The sequence below is a fragment of the Streptomyces sp. CG 926 genome, from assembly GCF_003148825.1.
Taxonomy (GTDB): Bacteria; Actinomycetota; Actinomycetes; order Streptomycetales; family Streptomycetaceae; genus Streptomyces.
In genome coordinates this window covers 11923-33859 of record NZ_QGGZ01000011.1, presented here as the reverse complement: position 1 = coordinate 33859, position 21937 = coordinate 11923, and the positions used below count along the sequence as shown (strand labels likewise).

General features: G+C 71.6%; 22 protein-coding genes. 7 read left to right on the top strand and 15 right to left on the bottom strand.

The annotated features are described in order from the left end of the window. Positions 1–810 precede the first annotated feature (810 nt). From pknB to BCL76_RS27205, 3 genes are all read left to right on the top strand, one after another. Positions 811–2730, top strand: coding sequence for a Stk1 family PASTA domain-containing Ser/Thr kinase (pknB, locus tag BCL76_RS27215; RefSeq protein WP_109782047.1), 1920 nt, complete (start codon positions 811–813; stop codon positions 2728–2730). Positions 2731–2739: 9 nt separating this feature from the next. Then, positions 2740–3597: a deoxyribonuclease IV gene (locus BCL76_RS27210; protein WP_109782046.1), complete on the top strand. Its 858-nt coding sequence runs from the start codon at positions 2740–2742 to the stop codon at positions 3595–3597. A gap of 91 nt (positions 3598–3688) precedes the next feature. Beyond that, a complete protein-coding gene (locus BCL76_RS27205; protein ID WP_109782045.1) occupies positions 3689–4303 on the top strand; it encodes a DUF4396 domain-containing protein in 615 nt (204 codons plus the stop codon). A gap of 36 nt (positions 4304–4339) precedes the next feature. Here the strand turns inward: BCL76_RS27205 and BCL76_RS27200 are convergent, their stop codons facing one another. Beyond that, positions 4340–4972 (bottom strand): sulfite oxidase-like oxidoreductase, encoded by a 633-nt coding sequence (locus BCL76_RS27200; RefSeq protein ID WP_030010526.1) that lies wholly within the window; start codon positions 4970–4972, stop codon positions 4340–4342. Positions 4973–5145: 173 nt separating this feature from the next. On the opposite strand from BCL76_RS27200, the gene bfr reads away from it, so the two are divergent. After that, on the top strand, positions 5146–5622 hold the full coding sequence (gene bfr, locus BCL76_RS27195) for a bacterioferritin (protein ID WP_030010525.1): 477 nt from the start codon (positions 5146–5148) through the stop codon (positions 5620–5622). 7 nt (positions 5623–5629) lie between these two features. On the opposite strand, the gene BCL76_RS27190 is transcribed toward bfr, so the two are convergent. Both BCL76_RS27190 and BCL76_RS27185 read right to left on the bottom strand, forming a co-directional pair. Beyond that, positions 5630–5887, bottom strand: a complete 258-nt coding sequence (locus tag BCL76_RS27190) for a (2Fe-2S)-binding protein (RefSeq protein WP_037864914.1) — start codon at positions 5885–5887, stop codon at positions 5630–5632. A 174-nt stretch (positions 5888–6061) separates the two neighbouring features. Next, positions 6062–7417 carry a class II 3-deoxy-7-phosphoheptulonate synthase gene (locus tag BCL76_RS27185; protein WP_030731231.1) on the bottom strand — a complete coding sequence of 452 codons (1356 nt, stop codon included), beginning with the start codon at positions 7415–7417 and terminating at the stop codon, positions 6062–6064. 340 nt (positions 7418–7757) lie between these two features. Between BCL76_RS27185 and BCL76_RS27180 the strand changes: the two genes are divergently transcribed. After that, positions 7758–9656 (top strand): anthranilate synthase family protein, encoded by a 1899-nt coding sequence (locus BCL76_RS27180; RefSeq protein ID WP_109782044.1) that lies wholly within the window; start codon positions 7758–7760, stop codon positions 9654–9656. A 71-nt stretch (positions 9657–9727) separates the two neighbouring features. Here the strand turns inward: BCL76_RS27180 and BCL76_RS27175 are convergent, their stop codons facing one another. The 6 genes from BCL76_RS27175 to BCL76_RS27150 form a co-directional block, all read right to left on the bottom strand. Beyond that, the gene (locus tag BCL76_RS27175) at positions 9728–10021 is read right to left on the bottom strand and encodes a hypothetical protein (protein WP_146228434.1); all 294 of its coding nucleotides are present in this window, start codon (positions 10019–10021) and stop codon (positions 9728–9730) included. Positions 10022–10091: 70 nt separating this feature from the next. Beyond that, positions 10092–11096 carry a 2-hydroxyacid dehydrogenase gene (locus BCL76_RS27170; RefSeq protein WP_109782042.1) on the bottom strand — a complete coding sequence of 335 codons (1005 nt, stop codon included), beginning with the start codon at positions 11094–11096 and terminating at the stop codon, positions 10092–10094. Positions 11097–11162: 66 nt separating this feature from the next. After that, a complete protein-coding gene (locus BCL76_RS27165; RefSeq protein WP_109782041.1) occupies positions 11163–12191 on the bottom strand; it encodes a 6-phosphofructokinase in 1029 nt (342 codons plus the stop codon). Between the two features lie 166 nt (positions 12192–12357). After that, the gene (locus BCL76_RS27160; RefSeq protein WP_109782040.1) at positions 12358–13065 is read right to left on the bottom strand and encodes a response regulator; all 708 of its coding nucleotides are present in this window, start codon (positions 13063–13065) and stop codon (positions 12358–12360) included. Continuing rightward, positions 13062–14279, bottom strand: coding sequence for a MacS family sensor histidine kinase (gene macS / locus BCL76_RS27155; protein ID WP_181382754.1), 1218 nt, complete (start codon positions 14277–14279; stop codon positions 13062–13064). The genes BCL76_RS27160 and macS overlap by 4 nt, the downstream gene beginning before the upstream one ends. 38 nt (positions 14280–14317) lie before the next feature. Continuing rightward, positions 14318–15067 carry a lysophospholipid acyltransferase family protein gene (locus BCL76_RS27150; protein WP_181382771.1) on the bottom strand — a complete coding sequence of 250 codons (750 nt, stop codon included), beginning with the start codon at positions 15065–15067 and terminating at the stop codon, positions 14318–14320. A 170-nt stretch (positions 15068–15237) separates the two neighbouring features. Between BCL76_RS27150 and BCL76_RS27145 the strand changes: the two genes are divergently transcribed. Together BCL76_RS27145 and BCL76_RS27140 are read left to right on the top strand one after the other, a co-directional pair. Next, entirely contained in the window at positions 15238–16017 is a 780-nt protein-coding gene (locus tag BCL76_RS27145; RefSeq protein WP_030731208.1) for an alpha/beta hydrolase, read from the top strand. Further along, the gene (locus tag BCL76_RS27140) at positions 16010–16603 is read left to right on the top strand and encodes a hypothetical protein (protein WP_109782037.1); all 594 of its coding nucleotides are present in this window, start codon (positions 16010–16012) and stop codon (positions 16601–16603) included. The genes BCL76_RS27145 and BCL76_RS27140 overlap by 8 nt, the downstream gene beginning before the upstream one ends. Before the next feature lie 193 nt (positions 16604–16796). Here the strand turns inward: BCL76_RS27140 and BCL76_RS27135 are convergent, their stop codons facing one another. The 6 genes from BCL76_RS27135 to BCL76_RS27110 all read right to left on the bottom strand — a co-directional run bounded on the left by BCL76_RS27135 (position 16797) and on the right by BCL76_RS27110 (position 21845). Further along, positions 16797–17546: an endonuclease/exonuclease/phosphatase family protein gene (locus BCL76_RS27135; protein ID WP_109782036.1), complete on the bottom strand. Its 750-nt coding sequence runs from the start codon at positions 17544–17546 to the stop codon at positions 16797–16799. Between the two features lie 78 nt (positions 17547–17624). After that, positions 17625–18566, bottom strand: coding sequence for an ROK family glucokinase (locus BCL76_RS27130; protein WP_030773585.1), 942 nt, complete (start codon positions 18564–18566; stop codon positions 17625–17627). Between the two features lie 61 nt (positions 18567–18627). After that, a complete protein-coding gene (locus BCL76_RS27125; protein WP_109782035.1) occupies positions 18628–19092 on the bottom strand; it encodes a DUF5304 domain-containing protein in 465 nt (154 codons plus the stop codon). A 78-nt stretch (positions 19093–19170) separates the two neighbouring features. Then, positions 19171–20328, bottom strand: a complete 1158-nt coding sequence (locus BCL76_RS27120; RefSeq protein WP_109782034.1) for an ArsA family ATPase — start codon at positions 20326–20328, stop codon at positions 19171–19173. 152 nt (positions 20329–20480) lie between these two features. After that, complete coding sequence (locus BCL76_RS27115; protein WP_030773594.1) at positions 20481–20921, bottom strand: SRPBCC family protein; 441 nt, start codon at positions 20919–20921, stop codon at positions 20481–20483. A gap of 174 nt (positions 20922–21095) precedes the next feature. Next, positions 21096–21845, bottom strand: coding sequence for a metallophosphoesterase family protein (locus BCL76_RS27110; RefSeq protein ID WP_109782033.1), 750 nt, complete (start codon positions 21843–21845; stop codon positions 21096–21098). Positions 21846–21937: the final 92 nt, after the last annotated feature.

Genomic DNA, 21937 nt, shown 5'->3' with positions numbered 1-21937 from the left:
CCGCGCTTCGAAGCCCATTCACCCCGGACAACCTCCAGCCGCCTCGCATGGGAAGCCCCGTGGGTCGTGGGCGGCTTATGTCCAGCCCAGGACGGGCGACAGACGCGTTCCGGGAGGAGCACGTGAGGTCGCGGCGGCTTATGCCCGGCCACGGACGGTCGACGGTCGCCGTCGGCGAGGAGCACGTGAGGTCATGGGCGGCTTATGTCCAGCCCAGGACGGGCGCCGGACGCCGAGAGACCGGGAGGGCGTAGCGATCGGGCGCGCCCCCCGACCTGGGTCCGGGTCCGGGCGAGGCCGTCTCTCACTCGTCCCTCACGCCCGACAGGGCAGCACATCTCCGACCGTCCCATCCCTGTGACCTTGGACCGGCTCGTTCTTTTGGGGGCTTCTCGGCAGTCTTTCGTTTCTCCGGGGCGGGACGGTCGGTCAAGGGTGGAGCGCAGCGACATCGCGTAGCGACGCGACGACGAAGGAGGAGCGCCCTTGAGGGACCGGCTCGACCCGGAGGGACGATGGGACTGACGGGAAACCCCCATACCCTCCCTGATGCCGCCCGAGTGGACACCGCCACCCCAAGCCCCCGCCCGGCAGCACGCCGCCGCCGCGCCGTCCACGCCGTTTCGGCCCCCGCCCGGCAGGGCGCTCCGATGTCCCCCGGCGCCGAGGGGGTGGGTGGGCAGCCACTGGGCCGGGGCGGGGGGTCGCGGGGGTGAAGGCCCCGCTCCCCTGGACCCGTACACGTCACAGCTGCGCTGCAACGCGACCCGCCCAGGACGGGGGCCGCGTGGCGGCTCGTAGAATCGCCGGGTGGATACGACCCTGGATGACCCTCTCGTCGGGCGCGTGCTCGACGGCCGCTACCGCATCGACGCCCGCATCGCGGCCGGCGGCATGGCCACGGTCTACCGGGCCGTCGACACCCGCCTCGACCGGGTGCTCGCCCTGAAGGTGATGCACCCGGCCCTCGCCGCCGACGCCGCCTTCGTCGACCGGTTCATCCGCGAGGCGAAGTCCGTCGCCCGGCTCGCGCACCCGAACGTGGTCGCCGTCTTCGATCAGGGCACGGACGGGCCGTACGTGTACCTGGCCATGGAGTACGTCTCCGGCTGCACCCTGCGTGACGTGCTCCGCCAGCGCGGCGCGCTCCGGCCCCGGGCCGCCCTCGACATCCTGGAACCCGTGCTCGCCGCGCTCGGCGCCGCCCACCGGGCCGGCTTCGTCCACCGCGACATGAAGCCCGAGAACGTCCTGATCGGGGACGACGGCCGGGTGAAGGTGGCCGACTTCGGGCTGGTCCGGTCGGTCGACTCGGTGACCAACACCACGGGCTCCGTCCTCGGGACGGTCTCCTACCTGGCTCCCGAGCAGATCGAGAACGGCGTCACCGACACCCGCGTGGACGTCTACGCCTGCGGTGTCGTGCTCTACGAGATGCTCACCGGCTCCAAGCCCCACCTCGGCGGATCCGCCGCGCAGGTCCTCTACCAGCACCTGCACGAGGACGTTCCGCCCCCGTCGGCCGTGGTGCCCGGCCTCGCCGTCGGGCTCGACGAGCTGGTCGCGCAGGCCGCCGCCCGCAATCCCGACCTGCGTCCCTACGACGCGGCCGCCCTGCTCGGCCTCACCCGTGAGGCCCGCGCGCAGCTCAGCGACGCCGAGCTGGACGCCGTGCCGCCGCAGGCGCACGCCGAGGAGCGCTCGTCCGCCGAGGACCGTACGGGTGTGATCCCGCGCCCGGTGGCCGCGCAGCAGCCCGTGCAGCACACCTCGCGCCTGGAGATGCCGGCCGCCCCGCCCGCCCCGCCCACGCACCGGCCCGCCGGGGCCACGGGGCGGGGGCCCCGGCGCGGGGTGCTGCTCGTCGTCGCGGGCGTGCTGCTCGCGCTCGGGCTCGGGGTCGGCGTCTGGTACATCAACTCCGGGCAGTTCACCAAGGTCCCCAACCTGCTCGGCAAGACCGAGGCGCAGGCCCGCTCGCAGCTGTCCGCGGCCGGGCTCGGGGTGAAGGGGGTGGACCGGAAGTTCAGCGACGCCTTCGACCGCGGGACGGTGATGAACACCGATCCGCCCGGCGGCCGGCGGATCCGTGGCAACGGCGCGGTGACCATCACCATCTCCCGCGGCCCCGAGGTCGTGGCCGTGCCGAACCTGAAGGGTCGCCCACTGGAGGAGGCGAAGGCCGAGCTGACGCAGTCCGGGCTGGCGCCCGGCATGGTGACGCAGGCCTTCAGCCAGGACATCGCCCAGGGCTCGGTGATCAGCACGAACCCGACGGGCGGCGAGAAGCGGGCGCCCGACACGGCGGTCTCGCTCCTCGTCAGCAAGGGTCGCCCGGTGGCGGTCCCGAGCGTGACCGGGGTGCCCGTCGACCAGGCGAAGGCGGCTCTGGAAGCCCTGGGTCTCAAGGTCGCGACGGCTCCCGAGCAGGTCAACGCCCCCTTCCCGGCCGGTACGGTCGCCAACCAGTCGATCGGCGCCGGCGCGCAGGCCGCGGCCGGGGACACGGTCACGCTGACCGTGTCCCAGGGTCCCCGGCAGGTCCCGGTCCCGAACGTGACCGGCCAGGACATGGACGCGGCCCGCAAGGCGCTGGAGGCCGCCGGGTTCAAGGTGAAGGTGGACCGGCCGTTGTTCTCCTTCAGCAACACGATCGACAGCCAGTCGGTGCCGGGCGGGCAGAACGCTCCCGAGGGCAGCACGATCACGATCAAGACCAAGGGGCTGTAAGCCGTAGTGATGCGCAATCCAGTGGGCGGGCACGTCCCCGTTGCCGGGGGGCTCGCCTCGGTCGGCCTGACCTATGCCCGGGAGATGGGGGCGGAGGCCGTCCAGGTCTTCGTCGCCAATCCGCGCGGCTGGGCCACGCCGGTCGGCAATCCGGCGCAGGACGAGCGGTTCCGCGCGGAGTGCGCGGCCGAGGCGATCCCGGCGTACGTGCACGCCCCGTATTTGATCAACTTCGGCTCGCACACCGAGGCGACCGTGGAGAAGTCGGTGGAGTCGCTGCGGCACTCGCTGCGCCGCGGCCGGGAGATCGGCGCGCTCGGGGTGGTCGTGCACACCGGGTCGGCGACCGGGGGCCGCCCGCGTGAGGTGGCGTACGCGCAGGTCAGGGAGCGCATGCTGCCGCTGTTGGACGAACTGACGCACGACGACGACCCGTTCCTGCTGCTGGAGTCCACGGCCGGGCAGGGCTTCTCGTTGTGCTCGCTCGCCGAGGATTTCGGCCCGTATTTCGAGGCGCTCGACCACCACCCGAAGCTGGGGATCTGCCTGGACACCTGCCACATCTTCGCGGCCGGACACGATCTGGCGGAGCCGGGCGGGTCGAAGGTGATGTTGGACCTGCTCGTGGACACGGTGGGTGAGGGCCGGCTGAAGCTGGTCCACGCGAACGACTCCAAGGAGGGCGTCGGTGCCCACAAGGACCGGCACGCCAACATCGGCCAGGGGCACATCGGTCGGGATGCCTTCGCGGAGCTGATCACGCATCCCGCGATGGACGGGGTCCCGCTGATCATCGAGACGCCCGGCGGCAAGGAAGGGCATGCGGCGGACGTGGCGTTGCTGAAGGAGCTGCGCGGCTCGCGGTGATCCACCGATCCCTTGAGGAATACCCCAGGGGGGTATACGGTTCCGGCATATCGACGGGACCGCTACCCGGCGTACCCATGAGGGGGTTGTCATGGAGCACATGCACGAGGGCCACCAAGGGCACGAAGGCCACGAAGGGCATCAGGGCCGTGACGGCCACGAAGGCCACCATGCCCACGAGCAGGACGAGCAGCTCGCGCACGACGAGCAGCAAGCGCACGACGAGCAGCACGCGCACGACGAGCAGCACGCGCACGGCGCCGGTGGCTCCGTCAGCTGGGGCATGGCCGCCCGGGCCACCCTGCACTGCCTGACCGGATGCGCCATCGGCGAGGTGCTCGGCATGATCATCGGCACCGCGCTCGGCTGGGGGAACCTCGCCACGATGATCCTGGCGATCGTGCTCGCGTTCTTCTTCGGCTACGCCCTCACCCTGCGCGGGATCCTCGCCGCCGGCGTCGACCTCCGTACGGCCATCCGGGTGGCGCTGGCCGCGGACACTCTTTCGATCGCCGTCATGGAGCTGATCGACAACGGGGTGATCGCCCTGTGGCCCGGCGCGATGGAGGCGCACCTGTCGGAGCCGCTGTTCTGGATCGTCCTGGCGATCGCCCTGGTGGCCGCCTTCGTGATCACGACCCCGGTCAACAAGTGGATGATCGGCCGCGGCAAGGGTCACGCGGTCGTGCACCGCTACCACCACTGAGCGAGCGCCGCCGGACGCGGGGGCGCCGCTCCGCCCCTACAGTTCGGGGCCCTCCCCGGGCTCCTCCTGGTAGGAGTAGCGCTGCTCGCGCCACGGGTCGCCGATGTTGTGGTAGCCGCGCTCCTCCCAGAAGCCGCGGCGGTCGGCGGTCATGTACTCGATGCCGCGGACCCACTTGGGGCCCTTCCAGGCGTACAGGTGCGGGACCACCAGCCGTACGGGGAACCCGTGCTCGGCGGTGAGCAGTTCACCGCCCTCGTGGGTGGCGAAGACGGTGCGGTCGGAGGCGAAGTCGGCCAGCCGCAGGTTGGAGCTGAAGCCGTACTCGGCCCACACCATCACGTGCGTGACCTGCGGTGCGGGGGGCGCCAGGGCGAGGACCTCGCGGGCGAGCACACCGCCCCATTCGGCGCCCTGCATGCTGAACTTCGTGACGCAGTGCAGATCGGCCACGACGGAGTCGAACGGCAGGGCCGTGAACTCCTCGTGGTTCCAGCAGTGCTTGTCCCCGTCGGCCGTCGCGCCGAAGACGCGGAACTCCCAGCGGTCGGGCTTGAACTTGGGTACGGGCCCGTAGTGGGTGACCGGCCAGCCCCTCTGCAGCCGCTGCCCCGGTGGAAGCTCCAGCTGCTCTGCTCCCGGAGATTCCCGGCTTTCCGGCTGACCCATGACTCCATGGTGACAGACTGGGCAGGGTGGTCATGACCAGGTCTGGGCCGATTCGGGCAAGTCGCGGTAACTCCCACTAAGGAGGCACTTACTGGACGCTCCCGGGTGGCGGTGCAAGGATGCGCGCAACTGCCCCGTCACATAGCTGACATTGCCTGGAAGGAGCCTCTGCGATGCAGGGCGACCCCGAGGTCCTTGAGTTTCTGAACGAGCAGCTGACCGGCGAGCTGACGGCCATCAACCAGTACTGGCTGCACTACCGCATCCAGGACAACAAGGGCTGGACCAAGCTCGCCAAGTACACGCGTGAAGAGTCCATCGACGAGATGAAGCACGCGGACAAGATCACCGAGCGCATCCTGATGCTCGATGGCCTGCCGAACTATCAGCGTCTCTTCCACGTGCGCGTCGGGCAGACGCTCACGGAGATGTTCCAGGCGGACCGCCAGGTCGAGGTCGAGGCCATCGACCGACTCAAGCGGGGTATCGAGGTCATGCGCGGCAAGGGCGACATCACCTCGGCGCGGCTCTTCGAGGAGATCCTGGAGGACGAGGAGCACCACATCGACTACCTCGACACCCAGCTGGAGCTCATCGAGTCCTTGGGCGAGCCGCTCTACATCGCGCAGCTGATCGAGCAGCCGAGCTGATCCGGCTCTAGGCCGCTTCCGCCAGCTCCGCCGAACGGGCCGTACCCGGCTCCGCGGCGAGCACGGCCGCCGTCTGGCCCTTCTCCAGCAGCTCCCGGCGGGGGCACGCCCCACGGCCGAGGATGCCCTGGATGGTGCGCACGCAGGATCCGCAGTCGGTGCCGGCCTTGGTGGCCGAGGCGATCTGGCGCGGGGTGCAGGCCCCGGCAGCCGCGTGCTCCTTGACCTGCTTGTCGGTGACACCGAAGCAAGAGCAGACGTACACGCGGTTCACCTCCCTGGGCGGAATGGTTCTGCGGTTCAGCGAGCCATCCCCAATTCGGTGAGGCTTACCTAACCGTACCCAAAGTTAGGGTGGCCTAAAAGCCCCCTGTACGACGATGGGGCGCGGATCACATCGATCCGCGCCCCATCGTCGTACGAAGGTACTGATTGATCCTTACTGGTCGCGGTACATCTCGGCGACCAGGAACGCCAGGTCCAGGGACTGGCTGCGGTTGAGCCGCGGGTCGCAGGCCGTCTCGTAGCGCTGGTGCAGGTCGTCGACGAAGATCTCGTCGCCGCCGCCCACGCACTCGGTGACGTCGTCACCGGTGAGCTCGACGTGGATGCCGCCCGGGTGGGTGCCCAGCGCCTTGTGGACCTCGAAGAAGCCCTTGACCTCGTCGAGCACGTCGTCGAAACGGCGCGTCTTGTGGCCGGAAGCCGCCTCGAAGGTGTTGCCGTGCATCGGGTCGGTGACCCAGGCGACGGTCGCACCGGAGGCGGTGACCTTCTCGACCAGCTCGGGGAGCTTGTCGCGGACCTTGTCGGCGCCCATGCGGACGACGAAGGTCAGCCGGCCCGGCTCGCGCTCGGGGTCCAGGCGGTCGATGTACGTCAGCGCCTCGTCCACCGTGGTGGTGGGGCCGAGCTTGATGCCGATCGGGTTGGCGATCTGCGCGCAGAACTCGATGTGCGCGTGGTCCAGCTGGCGGGTGCGCTCACCGATCCAGACCATGTGGCCGGAGGTGTCGTACAGCTTGCCGGTACGCGAGTCGGTGCGGGTCAGCGCGCCTTCGTAGTCGAGCAGCAGCGCCTCGTGGGAGGCGTAGAACTCGACGGCCTTGAACTCGGCCGGGTCGGTGCCACAGGCCTTCATGAAGTTCAGCGCGTTGTCGATCTCCCGCGCGAGCTGCTCGTAGCGCTGCCCGGACGGGCTGGACTTCACGAAGTCCTGGTTCCAGGCGTGCACCTGGCGCAGGTCGGCGTAACCACCGGTGGTGAAGGCGCGCACCAGGTTGAGCGTCGAGGCGGAGGCGTTGTACATGCGCTTCAGCCGCTCGGGGTCCGGGATCCGGGCCTCTTCGGTGAAGGCGAAGCCGTTGACGGAGTCGCCGCGGTAGGTCGGCAGGGTGACGCCGTCGCGGGTCTCGGTGTCCTTGGAGCGCGGCTTGGAGTACTGGCCCGCGATGCGGCCGACCTTGACGACGGGCACGGAGGCGGCGTACGTCAGGACGGCGCTCATCTGGAGCAGCGTCTTCAGCTTGGCTCGGATGTGGTCGGCGGAGACGCCGTCGAAGGCCTCGGCGCAGTCGCCGCCCTGCAGCAGGAACGCCTCGCCCTTGGCGACGGCTCCCAGACGGGCACGCAGCTGGTCGCACTCACCCGCGAAGACGAGGGGCGGATACGACTCGAGGTCCGCGACGACAGCGCGCAGAGCCTCGGCATCGGGGTACGAAGGCTGCTGCGCCGCGGGAAGGTCTCGCCAGGTCGCCTTGGCGGCGGGGGCTTGGGTTTCAGCGTTCACGGTCACCTCGTACACATTACGGCGTCACACGCCGCGTTCGGCCCCCCGCCCACAACGTGAGACGAACCAGCTCAAAGGTCACGGGCGTCCGACGGAACGGAATCCATGGTTCAGCTCACGTCGCGAGACAGATCCTGCCCCGCGGGGGCGGTCTGGGCTAAGGTGACCGCCATGTACGCGCACTCGAACCAGAACTGGTGGTGGCCCGCTCCCGGCGGCCCACTTCTCGCGCGTACCTGAAGACACGCACGACGCGAAGGCCGCCCCGAGGGGCGGCCTTCCGCGTTTTCGACCACGTTGTCGGATGCCAGGGGCCGCTCCTCCCACCGGAAGGACGCTCCGCCCCATGAACCCCAGCCGACCCGACCGCTTGAGCCGACTGCTCGACCCCTCCTGTCCGCCCTTCGCCCTGCTGCGCCGGCGGACGCCCGGCCGTGACCACGACACCGTCGAGGTGCTGATCGGGCAGGTCGGCGAGGTCAAGCGGCTCGCCGACCTGCCCGTCGGGGAGCTGCCCTCCCTGGCCCTCGTCCCCTTCCGGCAGATCCGGGAGCGCGGCTTCGACGTCCGTGACGACGGCACGCCGCTGAGCGTGCTGGTCGCCGAGGAGGCGTACGAGATCCCGCTCGCCGAGGCGCTGGCGGCGCTGCCCGACCACCCGGTGCGGGTCGACGGCGGCCGTTTCGACGTCCCCGACGAGGAGTACGCGGCCACCGTCCGGCGGGTCGTGGAGGACGAGATCGGCCGCGGCGAGGGCGCGAACTTCGTCATCCGGCGCACCTACGAGGGCCACATCGACGGATTCGGCCGGGCCGACGCGCTCGCGCTGTTCCGGCGGCTGCTGGAGGGCGAGCGGGGCGCGTACTGGACGTACGTGGTGCACACCGGGGAGCGGACCCTCGTCGGGGCGAGCCCCGAGGTGCACGTGCGGATGTCCGGCCGGACGGTCGTGATGAACCCGATCAGCGGTACGTACCGCTATCCGGCCGGGGGGCCGACGGTCGACTCCCTCCTGGCATTCCTCGGCGACCGCAAGGAGACCGAGGAGTTGTCGATGGTGGTCGACGAGGAACTGAAGATGATGTGCACCGTCGGCGACATGGGCGGGGTCGTCGTCGGACCGCGGCTGAAGGAGATGTCCCACCTCGCGCACACCGAGTACGAGCTGCGCGGCCGGTCCTCGCTGGACGTGCGGGAGGTGCTGCGCGAGACCATGTTCGCGGCGACGGTCACCGGGTCCCCCGTACAGAACGCCTGCCGCGTCATCGAGCGGTACGAGACGGGCGGGCGCGGCTACTACGCGGGCGCGCTGGCCCTGCTGGGCCAGGACGCCGCGGGGGCGCAGACCCTCGACTCCCCCATCCTGATCCGCACCGCCGACATCGCGGCGGACGGCGCGCTGCGGGTGCCGGTGGGCGCGACGCTGGTCCGGCACTCGGATCCGGCGGGCGAGGTGGCGGAGACCCATGCGAAGGCGGCCGGGGTGCTGGCGGCGCTCGGGGTGCGGCCGGCGGCGCCGCGCCCGACCTTCGAGGGGGCCCGGCCGGGCGACGACCCGCGGGTGCGGGCGGCCCTCGCGGCTCGCCGCCTGGACCTGGCGCCGTTCTGGCTCCGGATGCAGGAGCGGCCGGCGGCTCCGGCCGGGCACACGCTGGTGGTGGACGGCGAGGACACCTTCACTGCGATGCTGGCCCACGTGCTGCGGGTGGCCGGGCAGGAGGTGACCGTACGCCGCTACGACGATCCGGGGCTGCGGGCGGCGGCCCTGGCCTGGGAGGGTCCGGTCGTCCTGGGCCCCGGTCCGGGGAATCCGGCGGATGCGGCGGACCCCAAGATGCGGATGCTGCGCGCGCTGACGGCCGATCTGCTGGACGGGCACCGCCACGGCTTGGTCGGGGTCTGCCTGGGCCATGAGCTGCTGGCGGCCGAGCTGGGGCTCCCGCTGGTCCGCAAGGCGGAGCCGGCCCAGGGGGCGCAGACCCGGATCGATCTGTTCGGGGCCGAGGAGGTGGTCGGCTTCTACAACACGTACACCGCGCGCTGCGACGACGCCCTGGCGGGCCGGCTGGCGGCCCGGGGGGTGGAGGTGGCCCGCGATCCGGCCACGGGCGAGGTGCACGCCCTGCGGTCCCCGGCCGGGGGCTTCGCGGGCGTGCAGTTCCATCCGGAGTCGGTGCTCACCCTGCGGGGCGCGGAGCTGCTGCGCGAGCTGCTGACGGGAATCCGGGCGGTGTCCCCGGCCTGAGGCGTCGAGACCCGGACGGGCCGATGCCGAACGGGCCGGCTGCCTGCGGGCCGGACGGCACCCCTGGGCCGTCAGCCCGTCCGGCTCTCGACGCCCCGGGGCCCGCCGGGCCGGAGGTGGCGCACCAGCTGGCAGGTCAGGATCGGTCCCAGCACGGCCGACCCGTACAGGACGGCGGTGAGGTTGCCGGCCGCCAGCGCCACCGACACGGCGGCGCCGACGGCGTGATCGGCGAAGGTGAGCCACGGGTCGACCCGGCGGCCCGACTCGGCGCGGAGGGCGGGCCGCAGGGCCCGCAGGGCGTAGAAGAGCTGGATGGCGGCGAAGGCCGAGAGGATCCAGCGGAACACGGTAGGGACGTCCACGTGGCCGAATCTAGGCCCCACCCCGGCCCGACGGTATGGCCGGATGCCGAAGTCCGGGTGAACTCCCGGGTCATGGAGCCTGTTCGGGCGGGACGAGGGTGTTCTCGGAGCGGCGACCGGCCAGGTGGTCGGCCACGTTGGCGACGGTGGTGGCGATGATCTGACCCACCGCGTCCGACGTGTAGTAGGCCTGGTGGGAGGTCACCACGACGTTCGGGAAGGTGACGAGGCGGGCCAGGGTGTCGTCCTCGACGGCCTCCAGCGACTTGTCCAGGAAGAAGACGCCGGCCTCCGCCTCGTACACGTCCAGGCCGACGCCCGTGAAGCGGCCCGCCCGGAGCTCGTCGACCAGCGCCTCGGTGTCGATCAGTCCGCCGCGGCTGGAGTTGATCAGGATCGCGTCGTCCCGCATCCGGCTCAGCGCCGCCGCGTCGAGGATGCGGCGGGTGGACTCCAGCAGCGGTACGTGCAGGCTGATCAGGTCCGAGGAGGCGAGCAGCTCGTCCTTGTCCACGTACGTCATGCCGAGTTCCAGGCAGGCCGGGTTCTGCACCACGTCCCAGCCCAACAGGCGCATGCCGAAGCCGCCCGCGATCCGGGTGAACGCCTCACCGATCTTTCCGGTGCCGAGCACGCCGACGGTGCGTCCGTGGAAGTCCCGGCCCATCAGCCCGTTCAGGCGGAAGTCGAAGTCCCGGGTCCGGATCGAGGCCCGGACGATCCGTCGGTTGACGGCCATGGCGAGGGCCCAGGCGAACTCGGCCACCGAGTGGGGCGAGTAGGAGGAGACCCGGCTGATCGTCATGCCGAGGCGGCGGGCCTCGTCCAGGTCGATGTTGTTGAAGCCGGTGGACCGCTGGGCGATCAGCTTCGTCCCGCCCGCCGCCAGGACCCGTAGCACCCGGCCGTTCAGGTCGGCGTTCACGCTGGAGGAGACGATCTCGTACCCGGCGGCGATCGGCGCGGTGTCCTCGTCGAGGAAGACGTCCAGGCAGCGGATCTCGTGCTGCCCCGCGAAGGCCTGCTCCAGGAGCGGCTTCTCGTCGGCGGTCACACCGAACGCCAGGATCTCCACGCTTGCTCCCGCACCTCGAACCATGGGCCGTTTGTCACCATACGGCCCATGGTGGCGGGTCGCCGCTCAGCCGAAGAAGACTCCGGCCTCCTGGTAGAGCGCGGGATCGACCGTCTTCAGCTTCGACGTGGCCTCCGCGATCGGCACCCGGACGATGTCCGTCCCCTTGAGCGCGACCATCTTGCCGAAGTCCCTGTCGTGCACGGCCTCGATCGCGTGCAGCCCGAACCGGGTCGCGAGCCACCGGTCGAAGGCGCTCGGCGTGCCACCGCGCTGGACGTGCCCGAGCACCGTCGTACGGGCTTCCTTGCCGGTGCGCGTCTCGATCTCCTTGGCCAGCCACTCGCCGACGCCCGAGAGTCGGACATGGCCGAAGGAGTCCAGGGTGCCGTCCTTCAGGACCATCTCCCCGTCCTTGGGCATCGCGCCCTCCGCGACGACCACGATCGGCGCGTAGCTCGCCCGGAACCGGGAGGTCACCCAGGCGCAGACCTGGTCCACGTCGAAGCGCTGCTCCGGGATGAGGATGACGTTGGCGCCGCCCGCGAGCCCCGAGTGCAGGGCGATCCAGCCGGCGTGCCGGCCCATGACCTCGACGACCAGGACGCGCATGTGCGATTCGGCCGTGGTGTGCAGCCGGTCGATGGCCTCGGTCGCGATGCCGACGGCGGTGTCGAAGCCGAAGGTGTAGTCGGTGGCCGACAGGTCGTTGTCGATGGTCTTGGGCACGCCGACGCAGGGGATGCCGTACTCCTCGTACAGCCGGGCGGCGACCCCGAGGGTGTCCTCCCCGCCGATCGCGATGAGCGCGTCCACCTCGTACTTCGCGAGGTTCTCCTTGATGTCCCGCACACCGTTCTCCGTCTTGAACGGATTGGTGCGCGAGGAGCCGAGGATGGTGCCACCGCGGGGCAGGATGCCGCGGACGGCGGGGATGTCGAGGGGGACGGTCCGCCCCTCGATCGCACCCCGCCAGCCGTCCTTGAACCCGACGAACCCGCAGCCGTACTCCTGGTCGCCCTTGCGGACGACGGCCCTGATCACCGCGTTGAGCCCGGGGCAGTCGCCGCCGCCGGTCAGCACTCCGACCTTCATGGAATCTCCAATCGCCATGACGGTCACGCTAGTGGTGACCCAGGTCACAGCAAGGGCCCTGGAGAGGGCAATTCCGGTGGAATCGTGAGGCGTTGCGTACGCCCGTTCACTCGTACGAGTTCGTAAGTACGATCGACGGACGGTGTGGACGTCCCTCGTGCGGGTACTACGCGTCGTCGAGTCCGCGTTCTATGGCGTACCGGACGAGTTCCACGCGGTTGTGCAACTGCAGCTTGCCCAGGGTGTTCTGGACGTGGTTCTGCACGGTGCGGTGGGAGATGACGAGTCGCTCGGCGATCTGCTTGTACGACAGCCCCTTGGCCACGAGCCGCAGCACCTCGGTCTCGCGGTCGGTCAGTTGCGGGGCCTTCGGCTCGTCCGAGGCGGCGGGCAGCGGGTCGGTGGCCAGGCGCCGGTACTCGCCGAGCACCAGCCCGGCCAGGCCCGGGGTGAAGACCGGGTCGCCGGCCGCGGTGCGGCGGACGGCGTCGATCAGCTCCTGGGCGCCGGCGGACTTCAGCAGGTAGCCGGTCGCGCCGGACTTCACCGCTTCCAGGACGTCCGCGTGCTCACCGCTGGCCGACAGGACCAGGACCCGCAGGGCCGGGTTGGCGCCGACCAGTTCCTTGCAGACCTGCACGCCCGGCATGCCGGGCAGGTTGAGGTCGAGGACCAGCACGTCGGGCGTGACGGCGTGGGCCCGGCGGACCGCCTCGGGGCCGTCGCCGGCGGTGGCGACGACGTCGAAGCCCGCCGCGGCCAGGTCGCGGGCGACCGCGTCCCGCCACATCGGGTGGTCGTCGACGACCATCACCCGGATCTCGTGCAGCTCGTTCGGCCGGTTCGGGTCGTTCACGTCGGTGCGCTCGCTCATCTCTTGTCCGTCCTCCCCCTGGGTACCTTCAGTTCCACTTCGGTGCCCTGCCCGGGGACGGACACCAGATCGGCGCTGCCGCCGAGATCGCGCAGCCGGCCGCGGATGGACAGGGCCACTCCCATCCGACCCTCGCCCGCCGCCTGGTCGAGCCGGCCCGCCGGGATGCCGGGGCCGTCGTCGCGAACGGTCACGATCACCTCGTCGCCCCAGTCCTCGACGAGGATCCAGGCCCGCGCGCCGTCACCGGCGTGCTTGCGCACGTTGTCCAGGGCGGCGCCGACCGCCGCGGCCAGCTCCTTCGCGGCGGGCACCGGCAGCGGCACCGGGGTGCCCGGCTCGGCGAAACTCACGCGGGATCCGGCGTGCGGGGCGAGGAGCGTGCGCAGGTCCAGCTCGCCGTCGTCGGTGCCCGGCTCGTCCACCTCGTAGGTGTCCACCAGCGCGCCGCGCGACTCGTCGCTGGAGACCCGGGAGGGTCGTACCAGCCCGCTGGAGACCAGCGTGCGCAGCGCCACCTCCTGCTCCCCCGCCATCCGGCCGAGCTCCTCGGCCTCGCCGCCGAGCTCGCTGCCGCGCCGCTGGACCATGGCGAGGACCTGGAGGACCCCGTCGTGGATGTCGCGGGCGAGGCGCTCGCGCTCGCGGGTGGCGGCCTCGATCTCCAGGGCCCGGGCGAGGGTGTTCTCGCTGGCCCGGGCGACCTCGACCACGTAGCCGATGGCCACGGAGGCGACCCAGACGAGCAGGACGTTGTGCAGGGTGTCCTCGGTGGGCTTGCCGGTGTGGATGGCGAGGTTGGCGGCCGCCACGAAGGTGGAGGCGAAGCAGGCCCAACGCCAGCCGCCCTTGATGGCGAAGCCGAGGACCGCGCCCGCCGTCCAGATGGTCGGGAGGGTGGAGCCGCCCGCGTGGATCCGCGCCTGGGTGTCGGCGACCGGCGTGAGCACGATCCCGACGATCGCGACGGTGAGGTCGGCGACGAGGAAACCCTTGGTGCAGCTGGCCGCGTTCGCCACCTTGCGGGAGGTGGCGAGGGTCCAGACCGCGAGGAACGCGAGGTAGCCGACCGCGACCCCCGGCCGCGGGAACTCCTTGTACGCGGCCGCGAACAGCAGCGCCGCGTAGACCATGGTCAGCAGTCGGTACCCGGTCAGGGCACGCCAGAGCGGCTGCTCGACCGACATGCGTACGACGCGTTCGCGTTTCGCCATCTCCCCCACCCCTCGCGGGCGGTACCGCCCACGCGCAGCTACTCCGACGTGCCGTCGGCCTTCTCGCCCTTGTCCGCCTTGGCAGCCTTCTCGGCCTTGGCAGCCTTCTCGGCCTTCTCGGCGTCGGCGATCTGGCGCTTGGCCGCCGTCGCGTAGATGTCGACGTACTCCTGACCGGAGAGCTTCATGATCTCGTACATGACCTCGTCGGTCACCGAGCGGAGGATGAAGCGGTCGTTGTCCATGCCGTGGTAGCGGCTGAAGTCCAGCGGCTTGCCGATCCGGATCCCCGGACGCATCAGCTTGGGGACCACCTTGCCGGGCGGCTGGATCTTCTCCGTGTCGATCATCGCCACGGGGATCACGGGCGCACCGGTGGCCAGGGCCACCCGGGCCAGGCCGCCGGGCTTGCCGCGGTAGAGGCGTCCGTCGGGTGAACGCGTGCCCTCGGGGTAAATACCGAACAGCTCTCCGCGTTCGATGACGTCGATGCCGCTCTGGATCGCGGCCTCGCCGGCCCCGCGGGCGCCGGAGCGGTCCACCGGGAGCTGGCCGACGCCCTTGAAGAAGGCGGCCGTCAGCTTGCCCTTGACCCCCGGGGAGGTGAAGTACTCCGCCTTCGCGATGAAGGTGACCTTCCGGTCCAGCACCGCCGGCAGGAAGAAGGAGTCGGAGAAGGACAGGTGGTTGCTCGCGAGGATCGCCGGCCCCTCCGCGGGAATGTTCTCGAGGCCCTCCACCCACGGCCTGAAAGCGAGCTTCAGTGAACCGCCGATGGAGAACTTCATTGCGCCGTAGATCAACTCGAAAGCCTTCCTGTGTCTGTCGAACAGACCATATCCCGTGCCTACACCGGCAGGGGCCCGACGACCCTGGCCGGTGCCACCCCCGTCGCGTACGGTGAAGTCACACAGAGCAACGCACCCATCCGACGTACATCGTGATCAAGGAGACCCTGGTGCCCGTCCTCCCTGGAGCCGAGCCGTTCCGCCACGAGGGCGGAGAGGTCGGCGTCCTCCTCTGCCACGGCTTCACCGGCTCCCCGCAGTCTCTGCGCCCCTGGGCCGAGTACCTCGCCGGGCGGGGCCTCACGGTGTCGCTGCCGTTGCTCCCCGGGCACGGGACGCGTTGGCAGGACATGCAGCTCACGGGCTGGCAGGACTGGTACGCCGAGGTGGATCGCGCGCTGCGGGAACTGCTGGACCGGTGCGAGCAGGTGTTCGTCTTCGGGCTGTCGATGGGCGGGGCGCTGTCCCTGCGGCTGGCGGCCAAGCACGGGGACGCGATCAGCGGCCTGGTGCTCGTCAACCCGGCCAACAAGGTGCACGACCCGCTGGCCGTGACCCTGCCGGTGACCAAGCACCTGATCCGGTCGACGCCGGGCATCGCCAGTGACATCGCGAAGCCGGGCTCGGAGGAGGTCGGGTACGACCGGGTCCCGACCCATGCCGCGCACTCGCTGAAGAAGTTCCTGCGGCTCGTGGACGCCGAGCTGCCGCAGGTGACGCAGCCGTTGCTGCTGCTGCACAGCCCGCAGGACCATGTCGTACCGCCCGTGGACTCCGCGCGGGTACTGGCCCGGGTGTCCTCCACGGATGTCACCGAGACCCTGCTGGAACAGAGTTACCACGTGGCGACGTTGGACCATGACGCGGAGCGGATCTTCGCGGACAGCTATGCGTTCATCGGCCGACTGGCGGAGAGCGTGGGCAGGGAGGGGGCGGAGGCCGGTGGCTGAGCACGAGGAGCAGTCGGGCGGGGTTCCGCCGCTGGACGAGGAAGCGGCGTGGGCGGCGATCGTCGCCGGGTACGGGCAGGAACCGCCGGACCCGCCGGGGGCTCGGCCGTTCAGACCCATCGAGAACCTTCTCCTGCCGGAGGAGGACGTCAAGCCGCTGCCGCCGGAGTCCGGACCGGACCCGAAGGGCGACCCCGAGGCCGACCCGAAGCCGGACGCGGACCCGGGGCCCGCGGTGGCGCTGGGCAGCTCCGTGGTCTTCGCCCCGGGCGTGGGCATGGCGGGCCCCCGGGACCACTCGCCGGCGGAGCCGAAGGACGATGACTTGAGTCCGGCGGAGGAGGGCCACTTCGTCCCCCCGGAGCCTGAGCTCCCGCCGGCGGACACGACGTCGAAGTTCGCGTGGCTGGCGGTCGTCGGCGGCCCGGTGCTGCTGCTGCTCGCGGTGCTCCTGCAGTGGGAGATGACCTGGTGGCTGACGACGCTGGGCATCGGCGGCTTCCTGGGCGGCTTCGCGACGCTGATCGCACGCATGCAGCACGACGACGAGGACGACGACGACCCGGGCCGCGGCGCGGTCGTGTGAACCACCCCTTCGCGGGGCCCCGCGCCTCAATCGCCGGCGGGGCTGATTTCGGCTGACGCCGGTCGCTCTGCTCTTTTCGGGCCCGCCGGCGTTCGAGGCGCTCTTTCAGCCTCGCCGGCGTTCGAGGCGCGGGGGTCCGGGGGCGGCGCCCCCGGAAAACCGCGCCGCACCCGCGCCCCGGACCGCCGCCGCGCTACGGCGCGGCCGCGAGCCGCAGGGCCGCCAGCACCGGCAGGTGGTCCGTCGCCGACCGCAGGTCCTCGGTGGACAGGCCCGGCAGCCCCTCGGGGACACCGCAGGCCAGCACCTCCACCCCCTTCGTGGCGAACACGGCGTCGATCCGGCGGTCCGGCGCCACCGCCGGGAAGGTCGGTCCGCCGCCCCATGGGGCCACCTCCCGGCAGTCCTGGAGCTCGGTGGCCAGCCGCCCGTACGCCGGCCCCTCCGGGCCCTCGTTCAGGTCGCCCGCGGCGATCGCGTACGGCACGTCCATGCCGGCCAGCCGCTCCAGCAGCAGCTCCGCGTGGGCCAGGCGCTCCGCCGCCTGCAGCGACAGGTGCAGGGAGGCCAGTCCCAGCCGCACGCCCCCGATCCGGATCACCGCCGTGGCGAAGCCCCTGCGGTGCAGGCCGGGGGTGCGCGGCAGCAGCACGTCCTGCGTGCGCTCCACGAAGACCCGCAGCGAGCACAGCAGCAGCGGCCCGGCCGCCGTCGCTCCCCCGCCCAGCACCACCAGGTCGCACTTGGCGGCCAGCCGGGCCGCGTGTTTGCGCCACCGGAAGAACCGGGGGGCCTCCTGGACGAGGACGAGGTCGGGCTCGCACGCCCGGATGACCCGGGCCAGCGCCTCCTCGTCGTCGCGCAGGGAGCGGATGTTGTAGCTGAGCACCCGGATCACGGCAGAACCGTCGGGCTCCGTACGGGACTTCGGCAGCTGGTCCATGCCCCGCAAGATACGCAGCCGCCCGCCGCTCCCCCAAGGGGCGCGACGGGCGGTATACCTGGAAAGAAGGGGAAACGATCAGCCCTGGCGGGCCAGGTCGGCCGCGCCGACGAGCCCGGCCTTGCCGCCCAGCTGCGCGGCGAGGACCTGGGCGTGCGGGCGCCAGGCTCCGCCGACCAGCCAGCGCTTGAAGGACTTGCGGATCGGGTCGAGCACCAGGTCGCCCTCGTCCGAGACGCCGCCGCCGACGATGAAGGCGGACGGGTCGAACAGCGACGCCAGGTCGGCCAGTCCGGCGCCGGCCCAGCGGGCCAGCTCGCGGAAGGCGTCTATGGCCACCAGGTCACCCTGCCGGGCGGCCTCGCTGATGTGCTTGCCCTCGATGCCTTCGGCAGTGCCGTCGCCGAGCGCGAGCAGGATCGCCGCGTTCTCGGGGGTGGCGTTGGCGCGCTGCTTCGCGTACCGGACGAGCGCGCGCCCGGAGGCGTACTGCTCCCAGCAGCCCTGGCTGCCGCAGCCGCACAGCAGGCCGTCCGGGACGACCCGGATGTGCCCGAACTCGGCGGCGACGCCGAAGCGTCCGCGCCTCAGCTTGTTGCCGATGATGATGCCGCCGCCCAGGCCGGTGCCGAGGGTGATGCAGATGACGTCGTCGTGGCCTTGGCCGGCGCCGAAGCGGTACTCGCCCCAGGCCGCGCAGTTCGCGTCGTTCTCGACGACGACGGGCAGGCCGATGCGCTGCTCGACCTTGTCCTTCAGCGGCTCGTGCCGCCAGTTGATGTTGGGCGCGAAGAGTACGGTCGCGCGCTTGTCGTCCACGTATCCGGCGGCGCCGATGCCGACGGCCTCGATGGTGTGGTTGCTGCTGACCTCGGAAACGGCGGCGCAGATCGCCTCCGTCACTCCGTCCGCGGTCGGCGGGGTGGGCACCTTGTACGTCTCAAGGATCGTGCCCTCTTCGTCGACCACGCCGGCCGCGATCTTCGTGCCGCCGATGTCGACGCCGATGGTGAGTCCCATTAGTCCCTCGGTTTCCGGTCAAACCCCGCCACGGCCAACCGTACCCGAGGCTTCCGGAGGATCAGTCGAGATCGATCCGCTCGGTGGGGCCGTCGTCGGGGCCTTCGTCCCGCGGGTCGCGGTCGTGGGCTGCCTGCCGCGGGGCCGGGGGCTCGCCCCGCGTCCAGCGGCGCTCGTGGCCCTCGACGGCGGAGCGGTAGGCGGCGAGCAGTTCGGAACCGGCGGCCGCGAGGTGGTCGAAGACTTCCGGATTGCGCTCGATGACGGGCTTGGCGGCGGTCTTGGCCTGGTCGACGATCTGGCGCACCGCCCCTTGTGCGGCCCCGCCGAACAGCGGGTTGTTCAGCCCGGACACCTTGTCGGCGACGGCTTCGAAGAGCTTGAAGAGCTCTTCGGCGGCGGTGCCGGTGCCACCGGCCTCCGCCTGTTCCTGTGCGCGGCGGCGGGCCTGCTCGGCGGCGAGATCCTCGGCACAGGCGCCGGCCCAGGCGTCGTCGTCGGCGGGACGGTCGGTGGCCTCGCTCATGGCGGACTCTCTCCTGCGGATGCTGCTGGGCGTGCGGTACGGACTACCTTCGACGGTACCCGAACGGGGGTACACGGTTCATTGCGCGCGGGGCCACAGCCCCGGGTCGGGGGTGAAGCGGACACGGAGCTCCCCCTCGGCGAGGGCGGCGCCGGAGACGGTGCAGCGGCGCAGCGCCCCGGGGAGCGGAACGATCCTGCGGTGGGGGCCAGCGGTGAGCAGCAGTTCGTCGCCGCGGCGGACGAGGTCGAGGTCGCGCTTGTGCGCGCCGGGCAGCGGTACCACCCAGACGAGCACTCCGTCCTCGGCGAGCCGGTCTTCGACGGCCCAGGCCCGGCGGGGTGCGGGCGCCTGCGGAACGAGCGCGTCGACGGCGGCGAGCCGCTCCAGGTCCTGCGGGCCGCGCGGGTCCCGGCCTAGGTGGGCGAGGGGCACCACGGGGAGTTCGGCGGCCCACTCGGCGGCGTACTTCTCCTGCTGGGCGGCGAGCCCGGCGAGCCAGGTGTCGGTGGAGTCCTGGGGAAGCATGCGGTTGGCGACGACGGCGGAGACGGGCAGTTGCTGGAGGGCGAGTCCGAGCCTGCCGAGGCGCAGCGCGTCGGCGGCGGCCGGGCCGGGCTCGGCGACCAACCGCAGCTCGGTGGTGTCGGCCTCGACGACGGCCTGGACGGCGGCCAGCTCCTCGTCCCAGCGGGCGGCGGTCTCGTACAGCCACTGCGCGGGCATGGGTACGCCGGCCAGCTGGGCCAGTACGGGTCGCAGGGCGCGGGCGGCCTGCCGTTCGGCGGGCAGCAGCCGGGCGAGGTAGCGGCGCAGCTGGGCGGGGAGGGCGAGGGTGGCCACGCTCTGGTGGAGTGGTGGCATGTCGACGACGACGAGGTCGGTGTCGGGCGTGGCGGCGGCCCGTCGCAGGGCGCGGAGCAGGGCGAACTGCTCGGCGCCGGGGAGTTCGGTGATCTCCTCGGCGCCCAGCGGCCGGGCTCCGACCATGCCGAGCAGGGCGGATCCGCGCTGCTGGAGGGCGACGAGTTCCTCGCGGAACTCCTCACCGGAGTCGACTCGGGCCACCCGCAGCCCGGGGGCGGCCGGGTCGCCGACCAGGGCGGTGAGCGGGTCCCCGATGTCGCCGGAGAGCAGCAGCACCCGCTGCCCGTGGCGGGCCGCGGCGAGGGCGGTGGCCGCCGCCACGGTGGTCCGCCCGGCCCCGCCGGGGCCGGTGATCAGCAAGGTGTGCATGTGCAGGTGCTCCGGGTCGGTGGTGGTCCGTGGGCCGCGCGCCTGCGGGCGGTGGGCCCGATGGGGCGCGCGGCGCGTTCCTCGGCCCGTCCGGTGCGCGGGAAGCGGGAAGCGGAAGGCGAAATGCAGGGAGCAGGGAGCAGGGAGCGGGATCAGACGGTTTCGACGCGCTTCTTCAGGCCCGCGAGCGCGCGGTCGATGATGACCTTCTCGGCCTTGCGCTTGATCATGCCGAGCATGGGGATCTTGACGTCGACGGTCAGCTGGTAGGTGACCTCGGTGCGCTTGCCGCCGTCGACGGCGGCCAGTCGGTAGGAGCCGTCCAGCTGGCGCAGCATCTGGGACTTGTCCAGGGTCCAGCTGACCTCGTCGGTGCCCTTCCAGGTGTAGGCGAGGGTGTGGTCGTCCTTGATGGCGCCCGCGTCGAGCAGGAGACGGACCTTCTGGGCGCGCCCTTCGGCGTCGGTGGCCAGTACCTCGGCCTCCTTCACCTCGCCGGTCCACTCGGGGTAACGGGCGAAGTCGGCGATCACGGCCATCACGTCGGTGGGCGCAGCCTCGATCGTGATGCTTGAGCTGGTGTGTTCCGCCATCGCGGTGGCTCCTCCGGGCTGGGGTTACCTCCCAGCGGCAGCTGGGGTGGTTCGAGGATGTGTGCGGCCTGGGGCCGCCGCGTGAAGGCTACCGCGCGTGTGGACGTCGCCACTCCAGTGCCTCCCGCCCGGCTCCCGCACCCCGTGGGAGGCCGCCGGAAAGCGGCTCGATCTTCACCATTCGAGGACCCAGGGCCGGCCGGTGGACGCGAAGTGGCCCACGTTCACGCACTCGGTGTTCCCGATGCGCATCCGCCGGGCGAGCGGCTGGTGGACGTGTCCGAAGAGGGCGTAGCGGGGGCGGGTGCGGCGGATCGCGGCGAGCAGGGCCTCGCTGCCGCGTTCGAAGCGGCGGGCGACCGTGTCGTAGCAGAGCTCGGGCACCTCGGGCGGGATGTGCGAGCAGAGCACGTCCACCTCGCCGAGGGCCTCGACCTTGGCGGCGTACTCCTCCTCGTCCACCTCGTAGGGGGTGCGCATCGGGGAGGGCAGTCCGCCGCCGACGAAGCCGAAGACGCGGCCGCCGATCTCGACCCGCTGGCCGTCGAGCACGGTGATGCCGTCGCGGTCGGCGTACTCGGGCCACAGGCCCGGGACGTCGACGTTGCCGTAGGTGGCGTACGTGGGAGTGGGGAAGGCGGCGAACATCTGTGCGTACTGACGGCGGACGGCGCCCTCGATGAGGGTGTCCCGGTCCAGGCCGGCCCAGAGCTGCCGGCCGAAGGCCTGGGCCTCCTCGAAGCGGCGCGCGGTGCGCAGCTCGACGATGTGGTCGGCGTTCTCGACGCCGAACAGGTCGGGGAAGATCCCGCGCGAGTGGTCGGCGTAGTCGAGGAAGAGCACGAGGTCGCCGAGGCAGATGAGGGCGTCGGCCCCGTCGCCCGCGCGGGCGAGGTCCTCGGCATTGCCGTGCACGTCGCTCACGACGTGGACCCGGGTGCGGCCCGGACCGGGGCCCGCGTCGCGACCCGCGTCGCGGCCCGGCCCAGGGCCTGGTCCCCGGCTCGATCCGCCCG

Bases quoted from the DNA above. Each gene is read 5' to 3' on its own strand.
- BCL76_RS27125 (WP_109782035.1), bottom strand. From the start codon at position 19,092: ATGAGCGAGGCCACCGACCGTCCCGCCGACGACGACGCCTGGGCCGGC.
- BCL76_RS27160 (WP_109782040.1), bottom strand. From the start codon at position 13,065: ATGAGCGAGCGCACCGACGTGAACGACCCGAACCGGCCGAACGAGCTG.
- BCL76_RS27200 (WP_030010526.1), bottom strand. From the start codon at position 4,972: ATGGGTCAGCCGGAAAGCCGGGAATCTCCGGGAGCAGAGCAGCTGGAG.
- BCL76_RS27210 (WP_109782046.1), top strand. From the start codon at position 2,740: ATGCGCAATCCAGTGGGCGGGCACGTCCCCGTTGCCGGGGGGCTCGCC.
- macS (WP_181382754.1), bottom strand. From the start codon at position 14,279: ATGGCGAAACGCGAACGCGTCGTACGCATGTCGGTCGAGCAGCCGCTC.
- BCL76_RS27165 (WP_109782041.1), bottom strand. From the start codon at position 12,191: ATGAAGGTCGGAGTGCTGACCGGCGGCGGCGACTGCCCCGGGCTCAAC.
- BCL76_RS27135 (WP_109782036.1), bottom strand. From the start codon at position 17,546: ATGGACCAGCTGCCGAAGTCCCGTACGGAGCCCGACGGTTCTGCCGTG.
- BCL76_RS27205 (WP_109782045.1), top strand. From the start codon at position 3,689: ATGGAGCACATGCACGAGGGCCACCAAGGGCACGAAGGCCACGAAGGG.
- BCL76_RS27180 (WP_109782044.1), top strand. From the start codon at position 7,758: ATGAACCCCAGCCGACCCGACCGCTTGAGCCGACTGCTCGACCCCTCC.
- BCL76_RS27130 (WP_030773585.1), bottom strand. From the start codon at position 18,566: ATGGGACTCACCATCGGCGTCGACATCGGCGGCACGAAGATCGCGGCC.
- BCL76_RS27120 (WP_109782034.1), bottom strand. From the start codon at position 20,328: ATGCACACCTTGCTGATCACCGGCCCCGGCGGGGCCGGGCGGACCACC.
- BCL76_RS27115 (WP_030773594.1), bottom strand. From the start codon at position 20,921: ATGGCGGAACACACCAGCTCAAGCATCACGATCGAGGCTGCGCCCACC.
- bfr (WP_030010525.1), top strand. From the start codon at position 5,146: ATGCAGGGCGACCCCGAGGTCCTTGAGTTTCTGAACGAGCAGCTGACC.
- BCL76_RS27150 (WP_181382771.1), bottom strand. From the start codon at position 15,067: ATGAAGTTCTCCATCGGCGGTTCACTGAAGCTCGCTTTCAGGCCGTGG.